Origin of the sequence: Streptomyces sp. NPDC051561, from assembly GCF_044454195.1 — a bacterium.
GTDB lineage: Bacteria > Actinomycetota > Actinomycetes > Streptomycetales > Streptomycetaceae > Streptomyces.
Genome location: NZ_JBITDM010000029.1, coordinates 32,269 through 48,889, shown reverse-complemented (window position 1 = coordinate 48,889; position 16,621 = coordinate 32,269). Strand labels below are relative to the sequence as shown.

General features: G+C 72.0%; 8 protein-coding genes. 1 reads left to right on the top strand and 7 read right to left on the bottom strand.

Translation table 11 applies throughout. The features are described from left to right. Positions 1 to 84: 84 nt before the first annotated feature. The 6 genes from ACIA73_RS37305 to ACIA73_RS37280 all read right to left on the bottom strand — a co-directional run bounded on the left by ACIA73_RS37305 (position 85) and on the right by ACIA73_RS37280 (position 13,371). Entirely contained in the window at positions 85 to 6,387 is a 6,303-nt protein-coding gene (locus ACIA73_RS37305; RefSeq protein WP_399443417.1) for an amino acid adenylation domain-containing protein, read from the bottom strand. Positions 6,388 to 6,610: 223 nt separating this feature from the next. Further along, entirely contained in the window at positions 6,611 to 7,369 is a 759-nt protein-coding gene (locus ACIA73_RS37300) for a thioesterase II family protein (RefSeq protein ID WP_399443416.1), read from the bottom strand. Next, the gene (locus ACIA73_RS37295; RefSeq protein ID WP_399443415.1) at positions 7,366 to 8,535 is read right to left on the bottom strand and encodes a 50S ribosomal protein L11 methyltransferase; all 1,170 of its coding nucleotides are present in this window, start codon (positions 8,533 to 8,535) and stop codon (positions 7,366 to 7,368) included. Before ACIA73_RS37295 ends, ACIA73_RS37300 begins: the two co-directional genes overlap by 4 nt. A 6-nt stretch (positions 8,536 to 8,541) precedes the next feature. Continuing rightward, a complete protein-coding gene (locus ACIA73_RS37290; RefSeq protein WP_399443414.1) occupies positions 8,542 to 8,811 on the bottom strand; it encodes a phosphopantetheine-binding protein in 270 nt (89 codons plus the stop codon). A gap of 14 nt (positions 8,812 to 8,825) precedes the next feature. Continuing rightward, positions 8,826 to 12,008 carry an amino acid adenylation domain-containing protein gene (locus ACIA73_RS37285; RefSeq protein WP_399443438.1) on the bottom strand — a complete coding sequence of 1,061 codons (3,183 nt, stop codon included), beginning with the start codon at positions 12,006 to 12,008 and terminating at the stop codon, positions 8,826 to 8,828. A 31-nt stretch (positions 12,009 to 12,039) separates the two neighbouring features. Continuing rightward, positions 12,040 to 13,371, bottom strand: a complete 1,332-nt coding sequence (locus tag ACIA73_RS37280; RefSeq protein WP_399443413.1) for a cytochrome P450 — start codon at positions 13,369 to 13,371, stop codon at positions 12,040 to 12,042. A 217-nt stretch (positions 13,372 to 13,588) separates the two neighbouring features. Between ACIA73_RS37280 and ACIA73_RS37275 the strand changes: the two genes are divergently transcribed. Beyond that, entirely contained in the window at positions 13,589 to 14,920 is a 1,332-nt protein-coding gene (locus ACIA73_RS37275) for an MFS transporter (RefSeq protein WP_399443412.1), read from the top strand. Between the two features lie 223 nt (positions 14,921 to 15,143). On the opposite strand, the gene ACIA73_RS37270 is transcribed toward ACIA73_RS37275, so the two are convergent. Further along, positions 15,144 to 16,430, bottom strand: a complete 1,287-nt coding sequence (locus ACIA73_RS37270) for a helix-turn-helix domain-containing protein (RefSeq protein ID WP_399443411.1) — start codon at positions 16,428 to 16,430, stop codon at positions 15,144 to 15,146. Positions 16,431 to 16,621: the final 191 nt, after the last annotated feature.

Below are 16,621 nucleotides of genomic sequence, written 5' to 3'. Positions count from 1 at the left end.
GAGCTCCTTGCTGCTGAGGTTCGTTGCTTTTTCATGGTGGCAAAGTGCGGATTCCCGGAACAGGCAGCGGCCCGGCAATTCCCTTTAGCTGTGGCGGACTTCTGAAATACCGGTTCCCTGCCGTGCCAGCACTGCCGCCATTCCGGCAGCCGTGCGGCCGCGGAATACGACAGAGACGTCGACGGGGGCGCCGAACGCCTCGCGCATGCGTCCGGCCAGCCGCAATGCCCGCAGGGAATCGCCGCCGAGCGCGAAGAAGTCGGCCTCCGCGGAGAGCACCGGCCCGCCCAGTACCGCCCCGGCCAGGGCGCACAGTGCCGCCACCGAGCGGTGGTCCCCCGGCGTGACAGGGACGGGCGAGGTGGGACCCGCAGCCACGGGAACGACGGGCTCGGGTACGGGCTGGAGCAGGCCACCGACCCGTACGGACGGGTCGGCGGCGAATTCCGTCAGCAGCGTCCGCAGGTGCCCGAGGGCCTCCTCGGCCTGTGCGGCGGTGACGAGTTCGGCGCGGTGGCTGACCTCCAGGTACAGCCGGTCACCGGGAACGGCCATGAGCTTGAGCGGGTAGTGGTACGCGTCGCGGCCCGAGAATCCGGCGATCCGCAGCCCCGTACCGGGCAGCTCGGGATGGTCGGCGGTGCGCGGGAAGTTCTCGAACACCATGGAGGTGTCGTACAGCGGACCCAGCCCGGCCACGCGTTGCACCGCCGCCGGGCCCAGGTGCGCGTGCGGGGCCAGGGCGACCTGCTCCGTCTGCACCCGGTCGAGGAGAGCGGCCAGTGTTTCGGCGGGGTCCAGCCGGACCCGTACGGGCACCGTGCTGATCAGCAGCCCGACCATCTCCTCGACGCCGGGCAGCTCCGGCGGGCGCACCGACACCGTCGCCCCGAACACCACGTCCCGTCGGCCGGTGAGGTGGTGGAGCGCCAGCGCCCACGCCCCCTGCACCACGGTGTTGAGCGTCAGCCCGCAGGAGCGTGCGCGGGCGGCCACTTCGGCCGTCAGGTCCTCGGGGAGTTCGACGCCGGCGCTCAGCGGCAGCGACGGCAGGGAACCGGTGTCCGCGGCGGCCGCGAGCAGGGTGGGGCCGGTCAGTCCGTCCAGCGCCGCCCGCCAGGCGCGCTGCGCGGCGGCCGTGTCCTGTGCGGCCAGCCACTCGTAGTAGCGGCGTACCGGAACCGGCGGTGTGCGGCCGACGTCCCGGGCGTCCGGCGACCAGAGCGCGAAGAGGTCCCGCAGCATCAGGGAGACCGACCAGCCGTCGGCGAGCAGGTGGTGGCTGGTGAAGACCAGCGCGTGGCGCTCCTCGCCCAGCCGCAGCAGGGTGAAGCGGAGCAGCGGAGCACGGGACGGATCGAACCGGCGGATCCGGTCCTCGGTGAGGAACGCGTCCAGCCGTTCCCGCGCGCGGCCGTCCCCGGTCGGTCCGCCGTCCCGCAGATCGTGCTCGTGCCACGGCGCCGGCACGCTGCCGGGGATCAGCTGCACCGGTGTGCCGGAAGCCGTCTGGGTGAAGACCGCGCGCAGTGCGGGGTGCCGGTCGGTCAAGGCCTGGCAGGCGGCACGCAGCCCCTCCGTGCGGAGTTCGCCAGCCAGTTCGATGACCAGCTGCACGTTGTACACGTCCGGTGCCTGCCTGTCGTAGCAGGCGTGAAAGAGCAGCCCCTCCTGTACGGGGGTCAGCGGCAGGACGTCTTGGAGTCCGCGCTCCGCCCACGCCGACTCCAGGAGTTCCAGCTCCCGCTGTCCCACCACGGCCGGCCGTACGTCCGTGGGGGTGAGCCCGCCGGAACCCTCCCGGGAGGTGTCCGCGACCAGCGCGCGGAGCGCGGCCAGCCAGGCCTCCCCCAGCCGGCGCACGTCGTCCTCGGCCAGCAGCGCGCCGGGCCAGGTGAACGAGGCGACCAGCTGCGGGCCGGCCGGCAGGTCCTCGGTCACCGCGTTGATGTCCAGCACGTGCGGCAGGGACAGCCCGGCGTCCGCCGCCGGACCCGTGGCATCCGACTCGGCCGCGGGCTGCCAGTGTCCGCCGTCGGAACCCGCGAAACGGCCCAGGTAGTTGAAGCCCAGCTGCGGGACCGGCAGTGCGCCCAGCACGGCGGCCGTCTCCGGGTTGAGGCGGCGCAGCATTCCGTAGCCGATGCCGTGGTCGGGGATCGCTCGCAGCTGTTCCTTGACCCGCTTGAGGGCAGTGCCCAGCAGGTGGCCGGTCCCGTCCGCCTGCTCCCAGTCCCGCACGCCCGGATCGAGGCGTACGGGATAGAGACTGGTGAACCAGCCCACGGTGCGCGACAGGTCGAGCCCCGCCGCGATCTCCTCGCGGCCGTGCCCCTCCAGGTCCACCAGAACGCCGGTGCCTTCGCCCAGGCCGCGTTCCCGCCGCCACGATCCGACCGCCAGTGCGAGCGCCGTCAGCAGGACGTCGTCGACTCCCGCGCGGTAGGCGGCCGGCACCGTGGTGAGCAGGGGCTCGGTGTGTTCGGCGGCCAGTCGCAGGGTCAGCGACCGGGCGGTGCCGTGCACATCACAGGTGTGGTCCAACGGCCTCGCTGCCAGCGCGGGATCGTCACCGGCACGCAACACGCCTTCCCACAGCGGGAGTTCGGCGATCCTGGCCGGATCGGTGGCCGCTTCGGACAGCCGGTGCGCCCAGGTGCGCAGCGAGGTCGGGACGGGGGCGAGGCCGGGTGTTCCGCCGCTCTCGACCGCCTCCCAGGCCGCCCGCAGATCAGGCAGCAGGATCCGCCAGGAAACGCCGTCCACGACGAGGTGGTGGGCCACCACGAGCAGCCGTCCCGCGTCCCGGGGGCCGGCGTCGAACCAGACGAAGCGCACCATCCGCCGCTCGTCGGGGGCGAGTTCGGCGACCGCGCGGGCCGACTCCGTGGTGATACGGGCCCGCAGGGCGTCGGCGTCCAGTCCTTCGACGCCGACGCGGCGCACGCAGTCCTCGGCCCGTACGGCCGCGGCCGGTGCGATGTCCAGCTCCCACGTCGGGCCCGCGTCCCGCGCCGTGCGCCGCATCCGCAGGGCGTCGTGTCTGTCCAGCACCGCCTGTACGGAGGCGGTGAGCAGGTCCGTGCGGGCGAGCGGGGGCACCTGGAGCAGGGTCGCCTGGTGGAAGCCGTCACTCGGCCCCCGGTGCTCGCTCAGCCAGTGCGTGATCGGTGTGGCGGGCACCTCTCCGACACCGGCCCCGGGCGCCTCCTGCACGGCGTCCCGCGCCGGGCGCGCCACCCGGGCGAGCGCGGCGACGGTGCGGTGGGTGAACACGTCCTTGGGGGTGAGCGCCAGTCCGGCCCGACGGGCCCGCGCGACGAGCTGGATCGAGACGATCGAGTCGCCGCCCAGGTCGAAGAAGCTGTCCTCCGCGCCCACTTCCGGCACTCCGAGCACCGCCGCGAACAGTTCCGCGAGCTGCTGCTCGACGGCGCCGTGCGCTGCTCTGCCGCCGACGGCACGCACGAGCGCGGGAGCCGGCAGCGCCTTGCGGTCGAGCTTGCCGTTGGGCGTCAGGGGCAGCTCGGCCACCTGTACGAGCGCCGCGGGCACCATGTAGTCGGGCAGCGCGGCCGCCGCCAGGTCCAGCAGTTGCTGCGGCTCCGCCGGGGGTCCGGCCGACACGGTGTAGGCGACCAGCCGCTGCACGCCGGGCTGGTCCTCCCGCACCACGACCGCGACCTGGGCGACGGCTTCGTGCCGGGCCAGCACCGCTTCGATCTCGCCGAGCTCGACGCGCAGGCCGCGGATCTTCACCTGGTCGTCCGCCCGCCCGAGGTATTCGAGGTCACCGCCGGGAGTGCGGCGCACCACGTCCCCGGTGCGGTACATCCGCTTGCCCTCGGGGGCGAACGGGTTGGCGACGAACCGTTCGGCGGTCAGCCCCGGCCGGTCCACGTATCCCGAGGCGAGCTGGTGGCCCGCCAGGTACAGCTCGCCGGGTACGCCCGACGCGACCGGGCGCAGGGCCGGATCCAGCACGTACACCTGGGTGTTCCATACCGGCCTGCCGATCGGGACGGCTGTGTTGGCCGCGTTCTCCTCGTCGGGCCGGCAGTCCCAGTGGGTGACGTCAACGGCCGCCTCCGTGGGGCCGTAGAGGTTGTGCAGGCTCGCACCGAGGCGTTCGAAGAAGCGGTTCTGGGTTTCCGCGGACAGCGCCTCACCGCTGGAGAAGACCTGGCGCAGGCTGGTGCAGTCGTCGGCGGTCGGCTCCTGGAGGAAGACCTGGAGCATCGACGGGACGAAGTGGGCGACGGTCACCGACTCGCGCCGGATCAGGGCGGCCAGATAGGCGGCGTCCTTGTGTCCGCCCGGTGCGGCGACCACCAGCGCCGCCCCGGTCTGCAGCGGCCAGAAGAACTCCCACACCGATACGTCGAACCCCGACGGGGTCTTCTGCAGCACCCGGTCGCCCGGCTCCAGCGGGTAGCGGTCCTGCATCCACACAAGCCGGTTGACGATCGCGGAGTGCGGCACCACGACGCCCTTGGGGCGCCCCGTGGAGCCGGAGGTGAAGATCACGTAGGCCGGGTCGGCGCCGACCGGCTCCCGTACCGGGGCGACCGGGGCGTCCGACGGCAGCGGCCGGTCCAGGAAGAGCTGGGGTACGGGGCACGGCGGCAGGAGCGCCGCGACCGCGGAGGTGGTCAGCAGCAGCCGGGGGGCCGAGTCCTCAAGGATCCAGCCGATCCGTTGTGCCGGGTACTCGGGGTCCACCGGTACGTAGGCGGCTCCGGCGGCCAGTACCGCGTGCAGCGCCACCACCAGTTCCACCGAGCGCGGCACCGCCACCGCCACGAAGTCCCCGCCGCCCACTCCGCGTGCCCGCAGCGCGTCCGCGAGCTCCGCCACCCGGCGGGCGAAGGCGCCGTAGGACAGTGAGCGGTCCTCGAACACCAGGGCCGTGGCCTCGGGCGTGCGGGCGGCCTGTGCCGCGAACAGGGCCGGCAGGGTCGTGTCCGGCACCGGCCGCCGGGTGTCGTTCCCCTGGTGCACGGCCTGCGCCCACTCCTCCTCCGTGAACAGCTCGATGCGGCCGACCGGAGTGCGGGGGGCGTCCAGATACGTGCTGAGCAGCATGCGCAGCCGGGTCATGAGCCGGTCGGCGGCCGGTCCTTCGAAGAGGTCGCCGTCGTAGCTGAGCGCCAGTCGCAGGGTCCGGCCCGGCTGGGCGGACAGGTTGAGCGGATAGTGGGTCCAGCCCTCGGGCTGCTCCTCGGCCGTGTCCTCCGCGAGAGTGACCCGCAGGTCGCGGTAGGTCGGTACGGCGTCCCAGTCCAGCGGTGCGCTGGCGAACGCGACGGCGGTGTCGTACAGGTCGCCCAGACCGGCGCCGCGCTGTATCTCGGCCAGGCCCAGGTGGTGGAACGGCTCCAGAGCGGCCTGCTCGCGCTGTACGCGGGCGAGGAGCGCCGCCAGCGGCTCGGCCGGGTCGAGCCTTACCCGTACGGGCGCGGCGTTGATGAACAGGCCGACCATGCCCTCGACGCCGTCCAGCTCGGCGGGCCGTCCCGACACGGTCTGGCCGAACACCACGTCCTGGCGTCCCGTCAGACCGCTGAGCGTCAGCGCCCAGATGCCCTGGAGCACGGTGTTGAGGGTCAGCCCGGCGGCGCGTACGGCTTCGGTCAGGTCGGCGGTCAGCTCCGGGGAGAGCTCGGTGGAGGCCAGCCTCGGCAGCGTCGCGGGCCCCCGTGCGGGGCGGCCGGCGGCGATGAGGGTCCCTTCCTCCAGCCCGTCCAGGGCGGCGGCCCAGGCGTCCTGCGCGGCCTGCCGGTCCTGGGCGGCCAGCCAGGCCAGGTACCCCTCGAAGGGCACGACGCGGACGAGACCGGCCGGGTCGGCGTCCTGGGTGTACAGCGTGAACAGGTCGTCCAGCACGATCTGGAAGGACCATGCGTCGAGGAGGATGTGGTGGTACGTCATCACCAGCACCTGGCGCCGGTCGGCCAGGCGTACCAGCGTCAGCCGGATCAGTGGCGGGCGGGCCATGTCGAAGCCCTTGGCCCGGTCCGCGGCCCGGTAGCGGTTCAGCCGCCGTTGCTGCTCGTCCGGCTGAAGGCCGCGCAGGTCCAGCTCGGACCACGGGACGCGGACGTCGCGGCGGACGAGCTGGACCGGCAGGCCGGACTTGCGGAGCTGGAAGCCGGCGCGCAGTGCCGCGTGCCTGCCGAGCAGCGCATCCGCGGCCGCCCGCAGCGCGTCCGCCGACAGCGGCCCGTCCAGCGCGAACGCGACCTGGATCGCGTAGACGTCGATCGCCTCGTCGTCGTACAGGGCGTGGAAGAGCATTCCCTCCTGCAGCGGAGTCAGTGGCAGCACCGCCTCCAGGGACGACCGCGCGGGAGGCGGGCTCTCCTGTGTCCTTGTGCTGGTGGGCATCGCGGCTCCTTCGTCCGGCTCACGGGCTTACCCCCGGATCTTGCCGACCGGCCGCCCGCCGACTCCAGGCAGCGGAGGGGCAGTTGAGCGGTGGAGCGGCGGCCCGCCCCTGCCGGTTGTCTGCCTCCTTGCCGGTGCGCGCACGCGGAAGCGACGAAGGGCCCCCACGGATGCCTGGTGCGTTCCGTGGAAGCCCTCCACCACCTGGGGGCCGCGCGTGATCTCAGACCGGCAGCGGCTCGGACACCGCGTGGAGGAGACCGGCAATCGCGTCGAGCACCGCCTGGCTGGTGTCGGTGTCGAGGAGGAAGAAGTGCCCGCCGGGGAAGATCTCGACCGTGCATCCGCCGGTGGTCAGCTCCGCCCAGTCCTCCAGCTCGCTCACGTCGATGTCCGGGTCCTCGCTGCCGCCCAGGACCAGGAGCCGCTCCCGCAGGACGCCTCCGGCGATGACCTCGGCGGTCCGCAGGTCGAGTGCGGCGTCGCTCCGGAACAGCTGGAGCAGCCGATCGCGCCAGAACGCGTCGCGGACCAGCTCGGGACGGGTGTTGCCGACCCTGGCGAGGAAGGAGACGATCTCCTCGTCGCTGAACCCCTGCAGGGCGGAGCGCCCGGCGGAGCGCGGCGGGCGCCCACTGAGGACCAGCCCCTCGCAGGATCCGGGATGTGCCAGGGCGAAGGCCACGGCCAGTCCGGCACCCATGCTGTGGCCGAAGAGATACGTGGGCAGTTCCTCCCGTGCCGCCAGTCCTTCGGCGACGCCGCTCACGATCTCGGCGACCGTGGTGGCCGGTGGTTCCCCGAAGCGGCGTTCGCGCCCCGGCAGGGCGGCGCCCAGCACCTCCACCGTCTCGGGCAGCCGGTTGAGCAGGGGGCGCAGGGACGTCGGGCCCGAGGCCCCGTAGGGGAAGACGACCAGCCGCGAGGTGGGGCTCCCGGTCGGTTTGCGCAGGGGGAAAATCCAGTCCGGTGCCTTGGTCATGGGAGTCTGGACCCTTCTGTGGAGGAGGTCCGCAGCGCGACGAGCACCGGCACGACGGATCCGGTGCCTCGTGCGGCCAGGGCGGACAGCAGTTGCTGTGCGTGGGCGGTTCCGGACGAGAGCAGGCTCTGCCTGTCCAGCCGTCGGTCCTGGAGCTGGCGCTCGGTGACCCGGAGGTACGGGGAATCGACCTCTTGGACCGTCACATCGGCGGCGTGGGTGCCGGTCAGCCAGCCCTCGACGACCTCGCGGGCCGACCCGGCCGACCGGGGCACCTCGACGACGGTCAGTACGTGCGCGGTGCCGCCGGGACGCAGGACGTACGGGGCGACGGCCGCGGTCCGCCGGAGCACCTGCCGTGCCGTGCTCTGGCCGAACTCGCCGGCATCGCTCTCGATCCGCGGCATGGTCGGACTGTTGAAGACGAGGCTGCCGAACCTGCCGGTGTCGCCCAGCACTTCGCGGCCGAGCGCGGTCGGGTCGGTGAAGTCAGCGACCGTGAAGCGGACGTCGCGTCCGTTGAGGAGGGCGTTGGCCCTGGAGAAGCGGACGCTGCGCGGGTTGAGGTCGAATCCGGCGACCCGGCCGCATCCCGGGCCGGCGTTCAGCGCCAGGAATCCGCTGCCGCACCCCACATCGAGGAACGACCCGTCGATCCGGTCGACCGCGTCGAGTGCCAGCAGGCTGGACGCGTGCGGCGGCATGGCGAGTTCGGCCGCGTCCCTCGTCACCACCTGCTGCGGAGCCGGGTTGTCGAAGAGCCGGTCGGACAGGAAGAACCGGGAGCGGTAGGGGGTCAGGGAGGCGGTGCCCAGGTAGTGGTCGCCCGACCTGGTGAGGAGGGCGAGTTCCTGGAGCAGGTCGGTCAGTTCGGGCTTGAGCGCGGCGTGCACCCACAGGTCGGGCACCGCACGGTTGAGAAAGAACAGGGACGTCAGGACGCTCGGCGGCGCGTCCGCCGGGGCGGGGCGCGTGTGGTCGCTGAAGAAGGCGTACCGGGCGGGATTGCGCAGCAGATGCCCGGAGCTCGGCGCCCGGAGCAGCCCGGCGGCCCGTTCTTCGCCGTACTCCGCCTCCCGGAGGAGGGCGGCGACCGAGCGCAGGGCTTCCCCCGCGTCCCGCGAGGTGAACACCGGGCCGTCGGCGAGGCTCGTCGCAGCGGTCATCGGCGATCACCCCGCCTGCGAGGTCGCGAGCCGGTTCTCGGCGATGAGCCCGGCGATCTCCCGCAGCACGGGGTGGTCGTAGAAGGCGTCCAGGGGCAGGACTCCTTCTCCGAAGGCGTCCTCGACCGAGGCGATCAGCCGCATGGCCGCCAGCGAGGTGCCGCCGCACGAGAAGAAGTCGACGTCCGCGTCCTCCACCCGCAGGCCGAGGTCGCGGCAGGTGGCGACGACCCATCGTTCGATGTCATCGGCGGTGTGCGTGTCACGTGTATCCATGTTCCGGTCTCTTCTCAGGTCGAAAGGGCGTGGTCGTCGGCGCGGAGCAGTGCGGCCAGTTCGTTGATGGTGGAGAAGGCGTAGAGATCGGCGACCGTGAGGCGCCGGTCGGGCAGCGCGTTGTCGAGGATCGTGTGCACGCGCACCAGGCTGAGCGAATCGCCGCCCACGTCGAGGAACCAGTCGTCGGGTCCGAAGTCCCGGTGCCCGAGCACCTCGCGCCAGGCCTGGGCGATGATGTCCTCCATCGAGGCGACACCCGTGCAAGGCAGCTCCTGCTCCTGCGCCTGCTGGTCCTTCTCTTCCAGTACGCGGCCGGAGTGCGCCGCCTGTTCCGGCGGGGTGGCGGCGGTGCCGACGGGGGCGGCTCCCGCCGTCAGCGCGGCGATGTCGATCTTGCCGTTCTTCGTCATGGGGAGCTCGTCGACCACCGTCCACAGATGCGGGACCGAATAGGCGGGCAGCGTGCGGGAGACGAAGGCCCTCAGCGCGGCGGCCTGCGGGGTCACGCCCTGCGGGGTCACGGCGGCGAGGATCTGCTTGTCGCCGTTGCCCACGGAGACCACGACGACGGTGGCGTCGTGCACCTCCGGGTGTTGACGCAGGAGCCGGGCCACACTGTCGGGTTCGATCCGGAAGCCGCGGACCTTCACCTGACTGTCGCGGCGTCCGTGGAAGCGCAGGTTGCCGTCGGCGTCCCAGCGCGCGAGGTCGCCGGTGCGGTAGAAGAGACGTCCGTCGTCGTCGGTGCCGAACGCGCGAGCGGTCTCGTCCGGCATGCCCACGTACCCGAGGGCCACTCCTTCGCCGAACGCGACCAGCTCGCCGATTCCGCCTGGTGGCACGGGGCGCCCCGTACCGTCGAGGATCTTGATGCCGGTACCCAGGATCGGCCGCCCGATCGGCAGGGCTCCGCCGGTGACGCCGGTGAGGTCGTCGATGTGGTGGGCGGCGGTGATGGTGGTGTTCTCGGTGGGCCCGTAGCCGTTCGTCACCCGGATTCCCGGACAGGCGCGCACGATGGCCGCCACGTGCGGAGGAGAGATGGCGTCGCCGCCGGTCATCAGCTGGACGAGACCGCGGAAGGCGTCCGGACGGAAGTCCGCCACCAGCCGGAAGAGACCGGACGTGAGGAACATCCCGGTGACCTCGCGCCGCTCCAGGAAGGTCGCCAGTGCGTTGGGGGTCACATGGGCGTCGGGGTGGACCTCGATCGTTCCGCCCGCCAGCAGCGGGTAGAAGATCTCGATGGTGGAGGCGTCGAACGCCAACGGGGCCAGGCGGACGTAGCGTTCGTACGCCCTCGCAGGGAACAGCTCCGTGTCCAGGGCGAGTCTGACGACCCCGCGGCAGGGAACCATCGCGCCCTTCGGGACCCCGGTCGTACCGGAGGTGAAGGCCACGTACGCGGCGCGTTCGGGGTCCGCCGGTGCGGCGGCGGGCGCCGGTCCCGTCCGCGGCGGGTCCGCGGGATCGACGACCGCCATCGCGATACGTCCTTCCGTGGCCGGGCCCAGCGCCGCGAGCCCGTCGGCCGTGCCGAGGATCACCCGTACCCCGGCCCGTTCCAGGACCGACGAGGTCGTCCTGGCGGGGCTGCCGGAGTCGATGCCGACATAGGCCGCACCCGTCCGGAGAATTGCCAGGACGGCGACGATCTCCTCGATGGAACGGGGGGCGACGAGGGCCACCCGGTCGCCCTCACGGACGCCCGCCTCGCTCAGCAGGGCCGACTGGGCGGTGACGGCGGCCATCAGCCGGCGGTAGGTCACCCTGCGGTCCGGGTCGCCGTCCCGGACGGCGACGGTGTCCGGACGGCGCTCCGCCGCTGCCTCGATCAGCTGCCACAGTCCCTCGGTGGGCCCGGTACCTGTGCCTTGCTCCCACTGGTCCAGCAGTCGGCGCTGGGCGCCGGTCACGGTGGTGATCGCGGCCAGCGGGCCTTCCGGGTCGGCGGCCATGTCGACGAGCGCGCGGTCGAAGCCACCGGCCAGCGAGGTGGCCTCGCCCGGCGTCAGTACGGTGGTCGCATATTCGAGTTCGAGCGCGGCCACCGGATCCCAGGACATCACGTGCAGCATCGCGTCGTACATCGTGCCGCCGGTGTGGCCGATGCGGATGCTGAAGCGCACGTCGCCCGCGGTCAGCGCCGCGGGCAGTACGTCGTTCTGCGCGGCGAAGACGATCTGCGCCAGGGGGTTGCGGGCCGGGTCAGCGCCCGTCGAGAGTGCCGTGGCGATGTCCTCGAAGGGGACGTCAGCGTGCCGGAAGGTATCCCGCAGCGCCCGGGACGTCAGCCGTACGTAGTCCGCGACGCTCGCCTCCGCCGGTGTTTCGCAGGCGATCGGGGTGAGACCGGTGGCACCGCCGATGACCTGCATGGTGGTGCGGGAAGTCCGGCCGTTCGTCGGCACGCCGACCACCAGCCGGTTCTGTCCGGCGCGGCGGGCGACCGTCAGGGCCCAGGCCGCCAGGAGGACGACATTGCGGCTCACCTTCAGGGTGCTCGCCAGCTCGACGCATCCCGTCCGGGCCGCCTCGGTGAGCAGGAAGGGAACCCTGGCCCCCGTGAAGGCACGAGTCTGCGGACGCTCCAGATCACCCGGCAGTTCGACGACGGTCGGCCAGCCTTCGAGCAGGGCCGCGCGGGCGGCGACGGCTTCGGGAGCAACCCCGGTGCGCTCCGCCGCGACGAACACCTCCATGCCCGGTGCCTCGGCGTCTGCGGGGTCCCCGTCGGCGTATCCCTCGGCGATCTGCTCCCACAGCAGGCCGTAACTCCAGCCGTCCAGCAGCACGTGGTGGGCGAGGACGGACAGCACCGTGCGCTCCGGTCCGGCGGCGGTGAGTACGAAGGCCAGGGGCGGTTCGGCGTACGGTCGCAGCAGCTGCGGCGCCAGCGGGGAGATCAGCCTTTCGGCCAGGCCGACCACGTCCGTGCCCGGCGGCTGCGGCGGCAGTTCCTGCTCGATGACCTTCGGGCCCCAGGAGCGGGCCACCCGGCGGCCGACCATGCCCGTGTCGGCGTCGCGTGTGAAGACGGTGCGCAGCGCGGAGTTGCGCCGCACGACCCGTGCCAGCGCGACGGTGAGCCGTCCGGTGTCGAGCGGACCGGTGATCTCGGCGCTGGTGAGCACGTGGAAGGGGGAGGGCTTGCCGGTCAGGGTTCCCTCGACGGAGAGCATCCCCTCCTGCACACGGGTCGCCCTGGTGTGTACGTCGTGTGACTCATCGGGAAGCACGGTGGCTGGCCTCAACTCTCTCGTGGGCCGGCGGAACGGACAGGGTGTCGAGTCCCCTCTCGTCCGGCGTGAAGTGGACGGGCAGGGAACTGAGCCCGGTCAGGAAGTTCGAGTGGAAGTGCTGGACCTCTCCGGTGACCTCGATCTCCGCGACACAGGTCCGCAGCGCGTCGAGCAATGCGGTCACCTCCACCCGCGCCAGATGGGCGCCGAGGCAGAAGTGGGGCCCGTAACCGAAGGTGAGGTGCTTGTTCGGGGTACGCCCGAGGTCGAAGGTGTCGGGGGCGGCGAAGACGCTTTCGTCGCGGTTGGCCGAGGAGTGCCACACGGTGACGATGTCGCCTGCCTGGATCTCCTGGCCTGCAAGCACGACGCGGTTCAGTGCGGTCCGGCCGAAGTGCATGGTGGGTGAGGCCCAGCGCAGGGCCTCTTCGGCGGCCGAGTCGAGGGTGACACTGCCCTCCCGCAGGCGCCGCCACTGTCCGGCGTCACCGGCCAGCATGTGGACCACGTCGTTCATGGTGAGCCGGCTGGTCTCCTCGCCGCCGAGGATCAGGCTGTAGCAGTTGAGCACCACCTCGTCCCGGGTCAGCGGCTTGCCGTCCACGAGGCTGTTGGTGAGGACGGTGATCACGTCGTCGGTCGCGTGGCCCCTCCGCTGTTCCATGAGGTCGGCGAAGTACAGCAGAATGTCGCTGCGTGCGGCCCAGGCCTCCGGTACGGACTGGCCGGCCGTGTCGGAGCTGAGGGCGGCCCGTGTCCGCGACAGCAGGAACTCCCTGTCGCTGTGCGGGACTCCGAGCAGGTCGGAGATGGTGGAGATCGGGATGTTCTCCGAGATCTCGGTGGCGAAGTCGCACTCGCCCCGGCGCACCGCGTCGGCGACCAGCCGCCGGGTGTTGGCCCGCACGCGGCGGGTCACGCCTTCCATGGCCCGTGGCGAGAACGCCTTGAGCAGCGCGTTGCGCATCTGGCGGTGCCGGGCGCCGTCGGTGACCGCGCACATGCGGCCTGCCGCCGAATCGCCTCCGGCCAGCAGCGTGACGAGTACGTTGCCCTTCTCCGACGTGTAGTTCCGGGTGTCGCGGTACACCGTCATCACGTCCTGGTACCGGCTGACGACCCAGAAGCCCGGGCGGCCCTCGGCCCCGGGGTGCCGGTGGACGGGGCGCTCCCGGCGCAGCGTTCTCCAGTAGCCGCTCAGATCGGTTCCCGCGAACGTCTCGGGGTCCGTCAGGTCGACGGCGTCGAGCGACTCGTCGGGCCAGGTGGTTCCAGAAGCCTCGGCATGCACGAAGCGACCTCCGGTGCGTGGCATGCAGGGCGCATGCGGAAGGGAATCGCCGCCGGAATTCCGGTGGCTCGAAAGGGATGCGTCGATTGGAGTCCAGGGCCTGCCACCGCCGCCAGGCAGCGGACCGGCAGATTCGCGGCCGGTGAATTGCCCACGACCTTGCCCGCGCCGTGCCTGGCCGTGAACCGGTGCACTGCACAAGGCTCCTGGCGGAGCATCGTCAGCAGAAGGAGACCCCTCGATGGACCGGCCCGATGACAGAGCGCCCGATGACAAAGAAGTCGATGGCAAAGGAGCCGACGGCAAGGCCCCCGTCGTTTCGCTGTGGCGGAACACCGACTACCTCGGATGGTGGACGGGCAATACGCTCTCCGCGGTGGGGACGAGCGTCTCGTCCATCGCCTATCCGCTGCTGGCCCTGTCCCTCACCGGGTCGGTGACGAAAGCCGGGTTCATCGGTTCGGCGAATCTCATCGGGGTGCTCGTCACCACGCTGTGGGGCGGCGCGCTGGCGGACCGGGTGTCGCGCCGCGCCATCCTGGTGGCGGGGCCGCTCGTACAGGCGTCGGTCCTGACCGCGGTCGGCCTGTCCGTGCACAGCGGTCGCATCAGCATCCCGCTGCTGGCTGTCACCGCGCTGGTGAGCGGACTGTGCTCAGGGGTCATCCTCGGTGCCAGTACGCCGTCGCTCCGGCGAATCGTTTCCAAGGAGCAATTGGCCACCGCCAACGGGCAGGCGATGAGCCGCGACATGGCCGCGCAGCTGGTGGGGCCGCCCCTGGGCGGTGTCCTGTTCGGGCTCGGCCGCAGCATTCCCTTCTTCGCCGACGCGCTCTCCTTCGTCTTCGCCGCGCTGGGGGCGCTCAACATCCGGCGTCCGCTCGGGCCCGACCGGGTGCCGGACGGGCCGCGCACCACGATGCTCCAGGACGTCGGCCAGGGCATCGGGTTCGTCCGGCGGCATCCTTTCCTGCGGTTCGTCGTGGTCATGGCGTCCCTGCTCAACATGATCGACCAGGCGTTCCTTCTGCTGCTCATCGCCGTTGTCGCGCACCGAGGCGGCGGCTCGACCGAGATCGGCCTGGTCAGCGGTGCCGCGGTGGCCGGGGCGCTGGTCGGCGCGGTGTTCGCCTCCTCGGTCATGAAGCGGGTGTCCGCACGCCCTCTGCTGTGCGTGTCGGTCTGGCTGCTGACGGGTTCCTTCGCACTCACGGCAGTGGTGCCCGAGGTGTGGCAGATCGGCGTGGTCGTCTGCCTGGCGGGGCTGACCGCGGTCCCCGTCAACGTCATCCTGCAGACGTACGTCATGCAGCTCGTCCCGGACGAACTGCTGGGCCGGGTGGCGGCGGTGAACCGGTTCGGGGCTTACTCGCTGGAGTGGGCCGGCCCGATGCTGGCCGGCGGTCTGGTCTTCGTGTTCGGAGTGGCGGGGGGCATTCTGGCCCTTCTCGTCCTGCTGGTTCCGCTCGGTGTCGCGGTCACGGCTTCCCGGTCGCTCGACATCCTCGCCACCCCGGTCAACGAGGTGAACGAGGCGACCTCAGAGCGGCCGTCCCTCCAGCCCGCGGCCTGACCGCGTGGCTCGTACTACCCGGTGGCCCGGTCGGGACAGGAGCCTCGGGGCGGGCGCGAACAACCCCGTGGGGGGGGGGGGGGGGGGGGGGGGGGGGGGGGGGGGGGGGTGTGGTGGTGGGGGGGGGGGGGGGGCGGGCGGGCGCCCCCCCCCCCCCCCCGGGCCGCGCCCCCCCCCCCCCCCCCCCCCCCCCCCCCCCCCGGGGCCATGGTCCTGCGGGGGCTCACCCGCTCAGCGCCAGGGCCTGTTCCTCCGCGACGGATCTGAGGGGCTCCGCGGCCGGCGCTGCCGCCAGGAAGGCGTGGACGTGCCGCAGCATGCGGTACTCGTACCGGCTCCCCCGGTCCACCTGAAGGAGGGAGGAGTCGACCAGCTCGGAGAGCATGTCGATCGCTGCCGTGTCCCAGGCCTCCTTGCCTGCGGCCCCCCGGCCGTCCGCGGCGAGGACCTGGGCCGCGGGGAGCCGGGCGAGACCGGCCAGGAAGTCCCGCTGACGTTCGTCCAGCAGGTTCAGGCTCCAGCGGACGCTGGCCTCGACCGACTGCTGGTGGGGCAGCATCGAGTGGTCCGCCGAGCCGAGCAGTCTCCGCGCACGGCTGTCGGAGCGCAGCGTGGGCAGCGACACCATCCGCAGCCGCTGGGCCGCGAACTCGACCAGCCGGGGCAGCAGATCCAGGTCCTGGCACAGCTCGCCGAGCTGTGCGCGTTCACCGGACAGGTCCAGCGTCGGGCAGACCCTCTTCAGTCTTTCCAGCAGCAGTTCCACCGCCGCCTCCACGGTCAGCGACGGGATCTCCCAGAGGGTGACCCCACTCCATCGCGGAGGGCGGCGGGAGGTGATGAGTATGCGCAGCTGTGGATGGCTGCCGATCAACCGGTCCACCAGCCGGTCCGTGGTTCTCGGCAGGTGCTCGGTGTTGTCGAGTACCAGCAGCAGGCGCCGTCCGGTGTCCGGCGTCCCGTCGTCGAGCAGCCCCTCGACGGCTCCCCACGCCAGCTCCATGACCGAGTCGAGGTCCAGGTCCTGTTCCGAGGGGATTCGGCCCATCTCGGCGACGGCCACGCCGTCGGCGAACAGGCGGCAGACCTTTTCGGCGACCGCCTGGGCCACCCGTGACTTGCCGACTCCGCCGGGTCCGGTCAGCACGGTCACCTGATTTTCGGTCACCAGTTCCGCTATCTGCCGCACTTCGCTCTCCCGCCCGATCATCGGTGTGCGCGGCGGTTTCGGCCCTCGCCAGACGTCCTTGCCGGGGCTGACCATGTGCATCCATTCGGCGACGGCGGAGGAGGACGAGTCCGCGCCGTCGGCGGGCAACGCGTGCAATTCCTGGCGCAGGCCGGGGTCGAGAACGGCGAGGAGCATGTCGACGGAGCTGCGGCGCGGCTTGACGATCTGCCCGCGTTCCAGATTCCTGATGGTCCGGACACTGATTCCCGACAGCTCGGAGAGTTCCTCCTGCGTGTATCCGCGCATCAGACGCAAACGGACCAGTGCGTTGTTGGACATGTCAGTTCCCCCAGTTCCCTTCGTGCGGCGTTGCCGCAGGCTTCCGGCAGCGGGACGCACCAGCGGGTGCGTCGGGCAAGGGAAGCATCCGTCCGACCGTTCCCGTTCGCCTCCCGCGGGGATACCGAAAGGGGCCATTCGGGGAATGGCCCCTCGCCGCGCCGCGGGGAACACCCTGCGACGCGGCATGC

What these genes read in the sequence shown, in the direction of transcription:
- ACIA73_RS37290 (WP_399443414.1), bottom strand. Translation starts at nt 8,811, where the DNA reads ATGGATACACGTGACACGCACACCGCCGATGACATCGAACGATGGGTC.
- ACIA73_RS37300 (WP_399443416.1), bottom strand. Translation starts at nt 7,369, where the DNA reads ATGACCAAGGCACCGGACTGGATTTTCCCCCTGCGCAAACCGACCGGG.
- ACIA73_RS37270 (WP_399443411.1), bottom strand. Translation starts at nt 16,430, where the DNA reads ATGTCCAACAACGCACTGGTCCGTTTGCGTCTGATGCGCGGATACACG.
- ACIA73_RS37295 (WP_399443415.1), bottom strand. Translation starts at nt 8,535, where the DNA reads ATGACCGCTGCGACGAGCCTCGCCGACGGCCCGGTGTTCACCTCGCGG.
- ACIA73_RS37305 (WP_399443417.1), bottom strand. Translation starts at nt 6,387, where the DNA reads ATGCCCACCAGCACAAGGACACAGGAGAGCCCGCCTCCCGCGCGGTCG.
- ACIA73_RS37275 (WP_399443412.1), top strand. Translation starts at nt 13,589, where the DNA reads ATGGACCGGCCCGATGACAGAGCGCCCGATGACAAAGAAGTCGATGGC.
- ACIA73_RS37280 (WP_399443413.1), bottom strand. Translation starts at nt 13,371, where the DNA reads ATGCCACGCACCGGAGGTCGCTTCGTGCATGCCGAGGCTTCTGGAACC.